The 13,654-nt window shown below is 47.0% G+C and carries 13 protein-coding genes; all 13 read right to left on the reverse strand.

The window, feature by feature from the left end; genetic code table 11:
• Nucleotides 1-20: 20 nt before the first annotated feature.
• Nucleotides 21-248 (reverse strand): 30S ribosomal protein S18, encoded by a 228-nt coding sequence (gene rpsR, locus Xets_RS08415; RefSeq protein ID WP_000135199.1) that lies wholly within the window; start codon nucleotides 246-248, stop codon nucleotides 21-23.
• 4 nt (nucleotides 249-252) lie between these two features.
• Nucleotides 253-570: a primosomal replication protein N gene (gene priB / locus Xets_RS08420; RefSeq protein WP_074021066.1), complete on the reverse strand. Its 318-nt coding sequence runs from the start codon at nucleotides 568-570 to the stop codon at nucleotides 253-255.
• A gap of 5 nt (nucleotides 571-575) precedes the next feature.
• Entirely contained in the window at nucleotides 576-974 is a 399-nt protein-coding gene (gene rpsF, locus Xets_RS08425; protein ID WP_099132656.1) for a 30S ribosomal protein S6, read from the reverse strand.
• 134 nt (nucleotides 975-1,108) lie between these two features.
• Nucleotides 1,109-1,846, reverse strand: coding sequence for a 23S rRNA (guanosine(2251)-2'-O)-methyltransferase RlmB (gene rlmB, locus Xets_RS08430; RefSeq protein ID WP_187651441.1), 738 nt, complete (start codon nucleotides 1,844-1,846; stop codon nucleotides 1,109-1,111).
• Between the two features lie 117 nt (nucleotides 1,847-1,963).
• Nucleotides 1,964-4,399: a ribonuclease R gene (gene rnr / locus Xets_RS08435; RefSeq protein WP_187651442.1), complete on the reverse strand. Its 2,436-nt coding sequence runs from the start codon at nucleotides 4,397-4,399 to the stop codon at nucleotides 1,964-1,966.
• 44 nt (nucleotides 4,400-4,443) lie between these two features.
• On the reverse strand, nucleotides 4,444-4,863 hold the full coding sequence (gene nsrR / locus Xets_RS08440; protein ID WP_099132659.1) for a nitric oxide-sensing transcriptional repressor NsrR: 420 nt from the start codon (nucleotides 4,861-4,863) through the stop codon (nucleotides 4,444-4,446).
• Between the two features lie 177 nt (nucleotides 4,864-5,040).
• A complete protein-coding gene (locus tag Xets_RS08445) occupies nucleotides 5,041-6,339 on the reverse strand; it encodes an adenylosuccinate synthase (protein ID WP_187651443.1) in 1,299 nt (432 codons plus the stop codon).
• A gap of 192 nt (nucleotides 6,340-6,531) precedes the next feature.
• Entirely contained in the window at nucleotides 6,532-7,521 is a 990-nt protein-coding gene (hflC, locus tag Xets_RS08450; RefSeq protein WP_099132661.1) for a protease modulator HflC, read from the reverse strand.
• A gap of 2 nt (nucleotides 7,522-7,523) precedes the next feature.
• A complete protein-coding gene (gene hflK / locus Xets_RS08455) occupies nucleotides 7,524-8,735 on the reverse strand; it encodes an FtsH protease activity modulator HflK (RefSeq protein WP_099132662.1) in 1,212 nt (403 codons plus the stop codon).
• Nucleotides 8,736-9,055: 320 nt separating this feature from the next.
• A complete protein-coding gene (gene hflX, locus Xets_RS08460) occupies nucleotides 9,056-10,336 on the reverse strand; it encodes a ribosome rescue GTPase HflX (RefSeq protein ID WP_187651444.1) in 1,281 nt (426 codons plus the stop codon).
• A gap of 95 nt (nucleotides 10,337-10,431) precedes the next feature.
• Entirely contained in the window at nucleotides 10,432-10,734 is a 303-nt protein-coding gene (hfq, locus tag Xets_RS08465) for an RNA chaperone Hfq (RefSeq protein ID WP_099132664.1), read from the reverse strand.
• Nucleotides 10,735-10,841: 107 nt separating this feature from the next.
• Nucleotides 10,842-11,783 (reverse strand): tRNA (adenosine(37)-N6)-dimethylallyltransferase MiaA, encoded by a 942-nt coding sequence (miaA, locus tag Xets_RS08470; RefSeq protein ID WP_099132665.1) that lies wholly within the window; start codon nucleotides 11,781-11,783, stop codon nucleotides 10,842-10,844.
• Nucleotides 11,776-13,641, reverse strand: coding sequence for a DNA mismatch repair endonuclease MutL (mutL, locus tag Xets_RS08475; RefSeq protein ID WP_187651445.1), 1,866 nt, complete (start codon nucleotides 13,639-13,641; stop codon nucleotides 11,776-11,778). Before mutL ends, miaA begins: the two co-directional genes overlap by 8 nt.
• Nucleotides 13,642-13,654: the final 13 nt, after the last annotated feature.

Raw genomic sequence — 13,654 nt, forward strand, 5'->3', positions numbered from 1 at the left:
TCGTTAATGGACTGAGCCTATTACTGATGGCGATCAGTGTAAGGCAACAGAGACAGGTAGCGCGCACGCTTGATAGCACGAGCGAGCTGACGCTGGTATTTTGCACGAGTGCCAGTAATACGGCTTGGTACAATTTTACCGCTTTCGGTAATGTAGTTTTTCAGCGTAGCAATATCTTTATAATCGATCTCTTGTACGCCTTCCGCGGTGAAGCGGCAGAACTTGCGACGACGGAAATAACGTGCCATTTGGCTAGTCTCCAGAATCTATCAATTCAATCTGCTCGGCATGTAGAACCAGTTTGCTAAGACCATTACGCCCATAATGGGAATTAATGAATCCTGAAACCGTTATTCGACTGCCGACCGTTATACTGTGAGTATATTCCTGTAACAACTGTCCGCTGGCAATAACGGGCATTCTGCACCATGATTGCCTGCTGAACCCGGCTTCCTGCTGCTGTGAACGATGTTCAAGCACAAACTGACAATGTGGAATACCAGATGGACTGACTCTTCGTATCGGTGCCTTGCACACTGTGCCAGAAAGCACCAAACGATTGGTTGTCACGGTAATTACTCTTCAGAATCCCCAGCTTCATCAGCATCATCAGCCAGGTCTTCTTCCAAGACCAGATCACGGCTGCGACGTTCGTCTTTAGCCTTAACCATTGGTGATGCTTCAGTTACTGCGTGCTTAACGCGCATAACCATGCTGCGGATAACGGCGTCGTTGAAGCGGAAGTTAGTTTCCAGCTCATCAATCGCTTCTTGTGGCGCTTCAACGTTCATCAGAACGTAGTGAGCCTTGTGCAGTTTGTTGATTGGGTAAGCCAGTTGACGACGACCCCAGTCTTCCAGACGGTGAATCTGACCTTGCGCGTTAGCGATAGTCGCACTGTAACGCTCGATCATGCCCGGAACCTGTTCGCTTTGGTCAGGATGGACCATAAAAACGATTTCGTAATGACGCATTAGATTGCTCCTTACGGATTATTCAGCCTCCTGTCAGGGTCAGCCGTGGCCCATGGAGGCAAGGAACGTGTTTAGTACGGCTGAAAAATCGACGCGTCACTATACCCGTACAATACAAAAAACTCAATAAAGAATTACCGGACGCTTCTCTGGCGTACGATTTCAAACAAGCATACCCCTGTTGCAACCGATACGTTCAAAGAAGAGACTGAACCCGCCATAGGAATACTGATCAATTCATCACAATGTTCGCGAGTCAATCGACGCATACCTTCTCCTTCCGCTCCCATCACCAGAGCCATCGGACCAACCAACTTGCTTTCGTATACAGAATGTGTGGCTTCACCCGCGGTTCCGACAATCCAGATATTGTGTTCTTGCAATAAACGCAGTGTCCGGGCAAGGTTAGTAACACGGATCAGCGGTACACTTTCTGCCGCCCCACAAGCCACTTTTTTGGCGGTAGCGTTCAATTGTGCAGAGCGATCACGAGGAACAATAATTGCGTCAACTCCCGCCGCATCCGCTGTACGCAAACAAGCCCCCAGGTTATGTGGATCGGTGACGCCATCCAATACCAGCAGGAATGGACGCTCCAGCCGAGATAACAAATCCGGCAGATCATTTTCCTGATATTGGCGTCCTGGCTTGACGCGGGCAATGATCCCTTGATGGACGGCACCTTCTGTTTGGGCATCCAACCATTGGCGGTTGGCAATTTGTACCGCAATACCGATACCTTCCAACTCCTGCAATAATGGGGTTAAACGGCGATCTTCACGCCCTTTCAGCACATAAACTTCCATGAAACGTTGTGGATCGCGCTCCAGCAAAGCTTTAACGGCATGGATACCGTAGATAATTTCACTCATGACTGACTGATACCTGACTCACTGATATCTTTAAGATATCAAAAATAGTGGGCGGCAAAATCCGCCCTGTTTGATGATTGTATAGATTAATCTTTGCTGGCTAGTTTTTACTAGCGATTAGCTGTCGCTTTTTTTCGCGCGCTTCGCTTTCAGTTTTGCCGCAATTTTTTTAGTCTTGCTTGACGGTTTTTTCTTATTGCTTGACTTAGGCTTTTCCGTACTTTTCTTTTTACGAAAGGCGCTATCTGGCTCAAAATTGGCCGATTTTTTATGATCACGGCCTTTTTTACCATTTTTACGCTCTGGCGTACCTTTTTTCGCCTTATCCCGTGCCGTCTTCCCCTGATTACGCGCTTTGCGAGTTGTGGAAAGTAAGGTGAAATCAATATTGCGTTCATCCATATGAACCGCTTCCACGCGGATCTCTACTTCATCACCGAGGCGATAAGTTGTTCCAGAAGACTCACCAATCAAACGCTGTCCGACGTTATCATATTGATAATAATCGTTATCCAACGTCGAAACATGTACCAAGCCGTCAATAAACAGATCATTCAAACGGACAAAGAAACCGAAGCCTGTCACGCTGGTAATCAGTCCAGTGAAAACATTTCCCACCTGATCTTGCATGAAATCACATTTCAGCCAGTCTGCCACATCCCTTGTCGCTTCGTCAGCACGGCGTTCGGTCATGGAACAGTGATCACCCAGTTGCAGCATCTGCTCCATATCGTTGTGCCAACCCCCTGTTGGCGTCCCACGATGTTCAACAGCACCCTTTTCTTGTTCTTGTGCCAATAAGTACTTAATCGCACGATGCAGAGCCAGATCAGGGTAGCGACGGATTGGCGAAGTAAAATGAGAATAAGAGCGCAATGCCAGACCAAAGTGCCCCCGATTCTCCGGCTCATAGATCGCCTGCTTCATAGAGCGCAACAGCATCGTTTGCAGTAACTCGCGATCTGGCCGATCAGCGACTTGTTTCATCAATTGCGCATAATCTTTCGGTTCTGGCGTCAAGCCACCCAACAAGCTCAATCCCAATTCATTGAAGACTGAACGTAGATTCAGGATACTCTCTTCTTTTGGTCGATCATGGATGCGGTATAACGCGGGTTCATGGTGTTTTTCAACAAAGCGAGCAGCGGCAATATTTGCCAAGATCATACACTCTTCGATAAGTTTATGCGCATCGTTGCGTACAACGGGTTCTATACGCTCAATGCGACGCTCTGCATTAAAGATAAACTTGGCTTCTTCCGATTCAAACGAAATAGCGCCACGCTGTTCACGCGCATGTTCCAATGCCTGATAAAGCTCATGCAGGTGCTCAATATGTTGCACCAGCGGCTTGTAGTGCTCACGCAACTCTTGATCGCCCTGCAAAATCTTCCAGACTTTGGTATAGGTCAAACGAGCGTGTGAATTCATCACTGCTTCATAAAACTTATAGGAAGAGAGCTTGCCCTGGGCGGAAACGGTCATTTCACACACCATACATAGGCGATCAACTTCTGGATTGAGGGAGCACAATCCGTTAGACAGTACTTCCGGCAGCATAGGTACAACCTGGGATGGGAAATAAACCGAGTTTCCACGGCTGCGTGCTTCTATATCCAAAGCGGTTTGCGGGCGAACATAGTAGCTGACATCAGCAATCGCTACCCACAATCGCCAACCGCCACCCCGTTTTCTTTCGCAATACACCGCATCATCAAAGTCTCGTGCATCTTCGCCATCAATCGTCACCAATGGCAACGCTCGTAAATCTACCCGATCTTGCGTGGCCGATTCCGGTACATGTTCGTCCAAACCTGCGATCTGTTTTTCTACCATTGGCGGCCAGCTGTGTGGAATTTCATGGGTACGCAGCGCCATCTCAACCGCCATGTTTGTTCCCATGGTCTCACCCAGCACTTCAACAATTTTACCGATGGCTTTAGTCCGGCGAGTCGGGCGATTTGTCAATTCAACCACCACGACGTTACCCATTCTTGCGCCGCAAGTTGCTTCTTTTGGGATCAATATATCGAAACAGAGACGGCTATCATCAGGGACGACAAATCCCATGCCCGCATCCATAAAATACCGGCTAACAATCTGGCTACTCTTTGGCTCTAAAACCCGCACGATACGCACTTCAATGCGGCCTCTTCTGTCTGGTCGTAAAGGCTGTGCCAGAACCACATCACCATGGATCGCCATTTTCATCTGATCGGCTGGCAGGAAATAATCTTCTTTGTGGCCTTCCACACGCAGAAAACCATAGCCATCACGGTGTCCAATCACCGTACCTTTCAATAAATCCAGCCGCTCTGGCAACGCATAACATTGCCGGCGGGTAAAAACCAACTGTCCATCACGTTCCATTGCCCGCAAACGGCGGCGCAGTGCTTCCAGAGCTTCTGGAGTGGTTAACTGAAGTTCCTGTGCTAATTCCTGACGGCTTACCGGAGTGGCATGTTTAGAAATGATATCCAAGATGTATTCACGGCTTGGGATAGGAGATTCGTATTTTGCAGCCTCTCGTTCCTGAAAAGGATCTTTTGACATCGTCATTCCTCTATTGTCATCAGCAAGCTGTTTATCCCCTTGCTTCACTTAACTAAAAGTAATTGATAAAGGGGACGATTGTCTTTGACCATATCGGCCACAGTATGTTTATCCAACTCTTCCAAAAAATTTTCTACCGCTTGATTCAAGACTGACTTTAAGCGACATGCAGGCGTGATTTGACAGGCACTACAATCAACCAATGACAGAGGCTCCAATGAGCGAACTACATCACCAATTCTGATCTCGCTGGCAGGTTTCCCTAAACTGATGCCGCCATTTTTTCCCCTGACAGCATTCACCAATCCTAAGTGACTCAGTTGGTTGATGATCTTTACCATATGGTTACGTGAGACACCATAAACTTCAGTGACTTCTGTAATATTCGTCATTTGGCCTGCTGGTAAAGAGGCCATATAAATCAAGGCACGTAATCCATAATCGGTAAAACTGGTTAACTGCACACTCACCTCTGGGAGACTGAATATCACGGAGCTTATTTGGCACCAAAAAATGTATGTTTATTGGTTTTCGTTAGTTGATCATCATTATGTGGGTATTTTAAAAATTAAGCAAAACGGGAGAAAACAAAAACCGGGCAATAAGCCCGGTTATGTGCGCCGAAAAGATCGATCTATCGATTAAGCATCAAAGGGATCACGCAGGATCATGGTTTCTGCACGATCTGGACCTGTAGAAATAATATCAACAGGAATGCCTGTCAGCTCTTCTACACGCTTGATGTAGTTAAGTGCCGCTTGTGGCAATTGGCTGTGATCTTTCACGCCAAAAGTGCTTTCATCCCAGCCGGGCAGGATTTCATAGACCGCTTCAAGACCTTCCCAGTTTTCTGCGGCCAATGGCGTCGTGTCAATGACAGTGCCATCAGGCAGGCGATAACCAACGCAGATTTTCACTTCTTTCAAGCCATCCAGCACATCCAATTTAGTCATGCAGAAGCCAGACAGGGAGTTGATTTGGATCGCGCGGCGAATAGCAACGATATCCAACCAGCCAGTACGACGGCTACGACCTGTAGTCGCACCAAATTCCTGACCTTTCTGACGCAGGTATTCACCTGTTTCATCAAACAGTTCAGTTGGGAATGGGCCTGCCCCTACACGGGTAGAGTAAGCCTTGATGATACCCAGGACATAGTCAACATAGCGTGGACCCAGGCCAGAACCCGTTGCAACGCCACCCGCAGTAGTGTTGGAAGAAGTCACATAAGGATAGGTACCGTGGTCGATATCCAGCAGAGTACCCTGCGCCCCTTCGAACATGACCAATTCACCCTTCTGGGTTGCTTTATACAGCAAGTCAGAAACGTCAACTACCATGCCAGTCAGGATATCGGCAACAGCCAAAATGTCATCCAATGTCTTCTGGTAATCAACAGCAGGTTCTTTGTAGTAGTTAACTAATTGGAAGTTGTGGTAATCGATGATTTCTTTCAGTTTGACAGCGAAATTTTCTTTATCAAACAGATCGCCAACACGCAGACCACGACGTGCGACTTTATCTTCATATGCAGGGCCGATACCACGGCCTGTTGTACCAATTGCCTTGGCACCACGCGCTTTTTCGCGGGCGTTATCCAATGCAACATGATAAGGCAGGATCAGCGGACAAGCTTCAGAAATAAGCAGGCGCTCACGTACAGGAATCCCACGTGATTCAAGCTCTTTCATCTCTTTCATCAAAGCATCTGGTGCTAAAACGACCCCATTTGCGATAATGCTAATGACATTTTCACGTAAGATCCCGGATGGGATTAAGTGGAGAACGGTTTTTTCACCGTTGATGACTAGTGTATGGCCCGCGTTATGGCCCCCTTGATAACGAACTACGTATTTAGCCCGTTCAGTCAGCAAGTCGACGATTTTACCCTTGCCCTCGTCACCCCATTGGGTGCCCAATACGACAACGTTCTTACCCATTTCAAAAGTTCACTCGGTTGCTTAAAAATGGATTCTACCATCTCATTTAGCACCTTTCAGTATTTTTTATTACTTCTTGTTATTTCGTTTAGTTATATAAATGGACTGATAAATAAACCATTGGTAATGATAGCGGTATATAAAAAAGCCACTGTCATTTTTTACAGTGGCTTACCGTGGGTTAACAGGATTTTACTTCGCAGGTGCTTTCATATAACGGAAGAAGTCAGTATCTGGACTGAGTACCATTACATCATTACCGTTATTCTTGAAGCTCTTCTCGTAAGCACGCAAGCTACGGATAAATGCATAGAACTCAGGATCTTGGTTGAATGCATCCGCAAATAGTTTAGTGGCTTCCGCATCACCTTCACCATGTAATACCAATGCTTCGCTCTGTGCTTCTGCCCTGATTTCAGTTGCTGTTTTATCAGCAGCAGCCCGGATCTTTTCCGCTTCTTCCGAACCTTCTGAACGCAGGAGACGCGCTTCGGCTTCACGGTCAGCACGCATACGCTGGTAAATAGCCTCTGAAATTTCCTGTGGCAAGTTGATCTGTTTGATACGAACGTCAACAACTTCAATACCTAAGGCAGCCATGCTGTTTGGATTAACGGCTGGTTGCTTGCCTTTTGTCTCTTTTTCTACCAAGGCCGCAGCAGATGCAATCGCACTATCGACATCTGTTTCATCATCTTCTTCGTGGGTTCCCCGATTCAGGGCATCACGCACATCGGTAGTCAAACGACCACGGGAATCAGTCACAATACCGCGTACATCAAGGCGACCAATTTCAGAACGCAAACGGTCACTGAATTTACGTCTCAGCATCATTTCAGCCCGGTTGATATCACCGTTACTTGTTGCCAGATAGTAACGACTGAAGTCATTAATACGCCACTTCAAGTAAGAGTCAACAATCAAGTCTTTATTTTCACGCGTCAAGAAACGGTCAGCCGTGATATCCAGAGTTTGGATACGGGCATCAAGGGTTTTAACTGTTTCTACAAACGGAATTTTGAAATGCAGACCCGGCTCATAAATGATCGGTTTATTCTCTGCATCACGTACAACCTTACTAAAACGCAACACAATGCCACGTTCGCCTTCTTTGACAGTAAAGATTGATGAATAGAGAACAACCAATACCGCAATAATCGCAACAATAAATGAATTACGCATGATTATGGTCTCCCCATTCTGACCGTATCACCGCGCAGGTTATCGCTACCACCATAAGTGTTAGATTCCCGTTGTGGCGTAGATTGATTCTGACGAATAATCTTCTGTACTGCTGTATTACTAGACGTATTTTGCTGAACTTGTGCCTGATCTTTAACCGCTTGATCTAACGGCAATAGCAGCATGTTATTACTCTTCTCGTTTGCAATGATTTTACGTGTATTGCTCAACACACGTTCCATCGTCTCGATATACAGACGTTCGCGAGTAATTTCTGGAGCTGCCTTATATTCAGGCAAGATTTTGGCAAAACTCGCCACTTCACCCTTAGCATTCAATACTGCGCTAACTTTATAGGCTTTAGCATCTTCGATAATACGTTGTGCTTCACCTTTCGCTTTAGGTAATACTTCGTTCTCGTAAGCTCTGGCTTCACGAATGGTTTGCTGCTTCTGCTCACGCGCTGCGATCACATCATCGAATGCAGCCTTAACTTCTTCAGGTGGACGAGCAGCCTGGAAGTTTACATCGACCACAGTAATACCCATATTGTATGGACGGATAGTCTCTTCCAGTACCTTCTGAGTATCGTTACGGACAATAGTACGCCCTTCCGTCAGATTGGTTTCCATCGAATATTTGCCAACAACACCGCGCACGGCGCTGTCTGTAGCCTGGCGCAAACTATCATCAGGATTGGTAACACTGAAAAGATAAGCTGCTGGATCGGTAACACGGTATTGAACGTTCATTTCAGCCAATACCACGTTTTCATCTGAAGTCAGCATGGCCCCCGTCGTTGCCAAATCGCGAACAGATTCAACGTTAACCGCCCTGACATGATCAATGAACGTCATTTTCCAATTCAAACCAGGCTGTACAACATGATTAAACTTGCCAAATCGAGTTACTACGCCACGTTCTGTTTCTTTAATCGTATAGAAACCACTTACAACCCAAACAGCAATTGCAGCAGCAACGGCAAGACCAATAAGACGCCCGCCAAATTTAGGGTTCTGCCCAGAACCATTTCCACCTTTGTTTCCACCGAGACCACCGAGTTTTTGACTCAGTTTACGGAACAGATCGTCGAGATCAGTTGCCCCACGGTTACGACCACCTTTATTGTTGCCGCCGGAGTTGCCGCCATTATTATTGCTGCTTCCCCACGGGTCGCGGTCCTGTCCGTTATTACCGGGCTGATTCCACGCCATGTTTTAGCTCCACTTTCTAGTTTTTACTGGTTTTTCAGAGGTGACTGCTCTCCACCCAGATGGGTGAGGCTTCCCACTTCACAGGCCGTTGCCTGTCCTTGACAGGTTTGACAGCGGCCTCCGTGGGCAGAAACGACGAACTTCATCGTTTTGTAAGCAACCAATATTATTGGGTGATAACTTTTGACAGTGCTGACCTGTCACTGCAATTCTGGCACAGTCATTTCATCACCGCCATTTCATCTCTGCTACTCCATGACTATAAGCACCTTGAAATGACGGATAAAATGATACCTTGTTTGTTGTCTTGCGCCAATCAATCAGACAACATAGTCGGGTAATTTTGGTTCTTGTTTACACAAACGACGCCAATCGACCATTGGCATCCTGACTTCAACACCAACCTGACCATTTTCTTCCATCCATTCATCTTCAATGGCCTGAAGCTGATAAAAACGGCTACGCAGACGCCCTGCTTCAGGCGGAAGGTGCAATTTATAATGCGCAATTTCACCTGAAAGGCTCTCGGTCAATGCCTGCAATAATAAAGGAATACCTGCGCCAGTTTGTGCAGATAACCAAACTCTGACCGGCCGATTTTCTTCATCACGATCAATGCGGGGAATAAAATCTTCCAACATATCGATTTTATTCATCACCATCAGAGAAGGGATCTCATTGGATTCAATCTCTTCAAGAACACTGTCAACAGCGATAATGTTTTCATCGAAGCGAGGGTCAGCCGCATCAACAACATGCAGCAATAATCTCGCTTGCCGAGTTTCCTGCAAAGTCGCCTTGAACGCTGCCACCAAATCATGGGGTAAATGGCGGATAAAACCAACTGTATCAGCCAAAACAACCGTACCAACATCATCCACCTCTATTCGGCGCAGTGTCGGATCCAGGGTGGCAAAAAGCTGGTCAGCCGCATAAACATCGGCAGAAGTTATTTTATTGAATAAACTGGATTTTCCGGCATTGGTGTAACCAACAAAAGAGACCGTTGGGATATCGGCTTTATTACGTGCCTGGCGCCCCTGTTCACGCTGCTTTTCAACTTTGTTAAGGCGTCCCAAAATCTGTTTGATTTTGTCACGCAGCATACGGCGGTCACTTTCCAACTGGGTTTCCCCAGGCCCACGCAACCCGATCCCCCCTTTTTGGCGTTCAAGGTGAGTCCAGCCCCGAACCAGACGGGTGGACAGGTGACGCAATTGTGCCAATTCGACTTGCAACTTGCCTTCGTGTGTCCTTGCCCGTTGGGCAAAAATATCCAGAATCACCCCCGTGCGATCAACGACACGGCATTGGCACAAGCGTTCAAGATTACGTTCCTGCGCAGGACTGAGGGCATGGTTAAACAACACCACATCTGCACCGCTGTTCTTGACAGCTTCAGCAATTTCCTCTGCCTTGCCCTCTCCGACAAAATATTTCGGATGAGGTGCCTTCCGGCTTCCCGTTACAATCTGCACAGGAGAAACACCAGCGGAAGTCACCAATGACTCGAATTCACTGAGATTTTCCGTATCTTTTTCCTGTGAGAAGAAAACATGCACCAGAACGGCTAACTCTCCGCCTTCATAACGATCAAACAATGGTGCAACCCCTCAGGCTGAGTAAAAATCCGATAAGAAAAAACATAGGTAAAGTCTCCCTACCTATGTTTTTATTTTCAGACACGGCTGCTGATTTATTCAGCGCCATCGCCTTCCTGTTGTACTGCCGGGTTAGTGCCAGCATGATAATTTCCAACGCCAGTCGGCACATTCTGGTTGTTACCATGATGAGACACAGGACGGGAAGGCACAACAGTAGAGATGGCATGTTTATAAACCATCTGGCTAACCGTGTTCTTCAGTAAAATGACAAATTGGTCAAAAGATTCAATCTGCCCCTGCAATTTGATGCCGTTTACCAAATAAATAGAAACCGGGACCCTTTCACGTCGTAAAGCGTTCAGGAATGGATCTTGCAAAGATTGCCCCTTAGCCATTCTATATTTTCCTTATTTTGTTGTTTTTAACTAAGAACCGATTGGTTCGAAAAGTAACTACTCAAAAATGATACTTGGTACTGATCAATTGTACACAATCAATGAATTTATGTACTAATAACCTGCATGACTGTGTTTAGATTTTGTTTAGGTTGATCGCTATCCAACCAGGTCACATTGTCCCAACTTCTGAGCCACGTAATCTGACGCTTCGCCAATTGGCGTGTCGCACAGATACCGCGATAAACCATCTCATCATGAGAGATTTCGCCCGCGAGGTGAGACCACATCTGACGATAACCAACACAACGAATGGAGGGTAAATCGGTATGCAAATCACTACGAGCATAAAGTGCTTTTACCTCATCTTCAAACCCTGATTTGATCATTTGTTCAAAACGGGCTGCGATACGCTGATGCAAAATTTCACGGCTTGCTGGCGCGATCGCAAATTGATGAACTCGATAAGGCAATATTTCTCCAGACGTTTCAGTCAACTCAGTTAGAGTTTTACCCGAAATTCGAAAAACTTCCAGTGCACGAGTAAGACGTTGTGGATCATTAGGATGAATCCTTGCCGCAGAAACGGGATCAATTTCCTGTAATTGTCGATGTAACGCGTCCCATCCCAGCTCTGCTGCCTGTTGTTCAATCTGCGCCCTAACCTCGGGATCTGCGGAAGGTAAAGGCGATAATCCTTCCAACAAGGCTTTGAAATATAGCATGGTTCCACCAACCAGGAGGGGTATTCTCCCAGCCGCCGTGATTTCTGCCATTTCTTGCAATGCATCACGGCGAAAATCGGCAGCAGAATAGACTGCCGCAGGGTCAAGAATATCGATCAAACGATGAGGTGCCAGTGCCTGCTCTTCTGCGGAAGGTTTTGCTGTCCCAATATCCATTCCACGATAAATCAACGCAGAATCGACACTGATTAATTCAATCGGAAGAAGCTGACGCAAAGCGATCGATAACGCCGTTTTCCCTGAAGCCGTCGGCCCCATGATAAAAATGGCTGTCGGCAGATGTTGAGTTTTTAAATCACTCATGATTAAGGAATGCCACCACTGCTTGTAAATCAATTAACTGTAATAACCCATCCGGCGGCGATCCCACCAGTTGAGGGCAAAGGCGTTCGACATCAGCCAAACGCTGGACGGCTTGCGCGATGTTCCACGTTTCATGCTCGCTATCCACGTGACGGGAAAGCCAACTGGCAACCTGCTCAACAGAAGCGGCTGACTGTTCCCCAAGATAGCCCAACAGTTCCGGCAAGAGTTTCGGCAGGTTCTGTTGACGCAGAGGCAACGATACCGCATGAATGGTTACTTTTCCATGTGCGACTGTCGATTCAATGCCAAAAGTCTTTAATAAGTCACTATTCTGCTTTAAGACACTCATTTCTGACTGATTGAGAGCAAGTTTCAGCGGGATCAATAATGGCTGGGATTTAAGCCCCTGTTCTCCGGGGGTCAGTTGCGCCTGTTTCAGCCAGCGTTCAGCGACTGGCAGGGAAAGCAACCCGATTCCCGATGGGGATTCGATCAAAGCATAACAACCTGCATAGATACACAATACTTTTCCAAAGCTATGTTTCCCCTGTCCCGATGGCACAGGAGTAGCAGAAACCGATACACCTTCCCGCGCACCCCGCTCTGGAAATAACGGGCGTTTTTCTTCTGGGGAGAATTGCATCATTTTTTGGTACAACTCCCCCTGTTTTTTCTGGTAGCTTTCCCCATGATGTATTTGTTGCGTACCACGATCATAATGCTCATGACGTCGTGAAGAGGCCTCATCCGCTTGTTCAACACGCTTGCGGGTAAAATGGTTTTCTCCCGCAGAAAGGCGATTCTCCGGCACCCAGCTTGTAGCACTCTCCTGACAACCAAGCACCAATTCATCTCCCGTGCCGCGTTGTTTCAATACCGCAGCTACACCCTGGTAAATAAAATCATGTACCAGGCGAGCCTGATGGAAACGCACTTCATGTTTGGCTGGATGTACATTGACATCCACCTGGCGCGGATCGATTTCGAGATACAAAACATAAGCGGGTTGCTGCTCCCCCTTAATCAAATCCTGATAAGCTTGACGAATCGCATGATTAATCAGGCGATCCCGCATCATGCGCCCATTGACATAGCAATATTGGATCTCGCTCACTGCCGTATTCACCGGATCTACAACCCAGCCCTTAATAGACAAAGAATCATGCTGCCATGACAACGCCAGCGCCTGTTGCACAAAAGCGGTTCCACAAATGGCTGCCAGACGCCGTTCATGCTGAGATTCATCTTTAGCAGGACGATACTGGCGCACCAATTTCCCATTGTGATTCAGGTTAATGGCGACATCCAACCGCGCCAAAGCTATTCGACGCACGACTTCATCAATATGGCCAAATTCCGTTTTTTCTGTTCTCAGGAATTTCCGGCGGGCAGGCGTGTTATAAAACAGATCCAACACTTCAACCGTTGTTCCCACAGGATGAGCGGCAGGTTTTACCGTGACGTCCATATCACGGCCTTCGGCATAAGATTGCCACGCTTCCGCCTGACTTTCAGGGCGGGAAGTTAATGTCAGCCTTGAAACAGAACTGATACTCGCTAAAGCTTCCCCACGGAAGCCCATACTGACAATCGCTTCCAAATCATCCAATGACGCAATTTTACTGGTTGCATGGCGCGCTAGTGCCAGCGTCAAATCCTGCTTGCTGATCCCACCGCCATTATCACGAATTCGGATCAGCTTTGCGCCACCCCGTTCAATATCAATATCAATACGGGTTGCACCGGCATCAAGGCTATTTTCCACCAACTCTTTCACTACAGAAGAAGGGCGTTCAACCACTTCACCGGCAGCAATCTGGTTTGCCAATTGTGGGGGTAATATCTTGATAGCCATAATTTGACCTTAA

It is taken from the genome of Xenorhabdus sp. TS4 (genome assembly GCF_014467265.1).
Classification (GTDB): domain Bacteria; phylum Pseudomonadota; class Gammaproteobacteria; order Enterobacterales; family Enterobacteriaceae; genus Xenorhabdus; species Xenorhabdus ehlersii.

Excerpts from the sequence above, each read along its gene's own strand:
- rpsR (WP_000135199.1), bottom strand. The coding sequence starts at position 248 with ATGGCACGTTATTTCCGTCGTCGCAAGTTCTGCCGCTTCACCGCGGAA.
- rpsF (WP_099132656.1), bottom strand. The coding sequence starts at position 974 with ATGCGTCATTACGAAATCGTTTTTATGGTCCATCCTGACCAAAGCGAA.
- rlmB (WP_187651441.1), bottom strand. The coding sequence starts at position 1,846 with ATGAGTGAAATTATCTACGGTATCCATGCCGTTAAAGCTTTGCTGGAG.
- rnr (WP_187651442.1), bottom strand. The coding sequence starts at position 4,399 with ATGTCAAAAGATCCTTTTCAGGAACGAGAGGCTGCAAAATACGAATCT.
- Xets_RS08445 (WP_187651443.1), bottom strand. The coding sequence starts at position 6,339 with ATGGGTAAGAACGTTGTCGTATTGGGCACCCAATGGGGTGACGAGGGC.
- hflC (WP_099132661.1), bottom strand. The coding sequence starts at position 7,521 with ATGCGTAATTCATTTATTGTTGCGATTATTGCGGTATTGGTTGTTCTC.
- hflK (WP_099132662.1), bottom strand. The coding sequence starts at position 8,735 with ATGGCGTGGAATCAGCCCGGTAATAACGGACAGGACCGCGACCCGTGG.
- hfq (WP_099132664.1), bottom strand. The coding sequence starts at position 10,734 with ATGGCTAAGGGGCAATCTTTGCAAGATCCATTCCTGAACGCTTTACGA.
- miaA (WP_099132665.1), bottom strand. The coding sequence starts at position 11,783 with ATGAGTGATTTAAAAACTCAACATCTGCCGACAGCCATTTTTATCATG.
- mutL (WP_187651445.1), bottom strand. The coding sequence starts at position 13,641 with ATGGCTATCAAGATATTACCCCCACAATTGGCAAACCAGATTGCTGCC.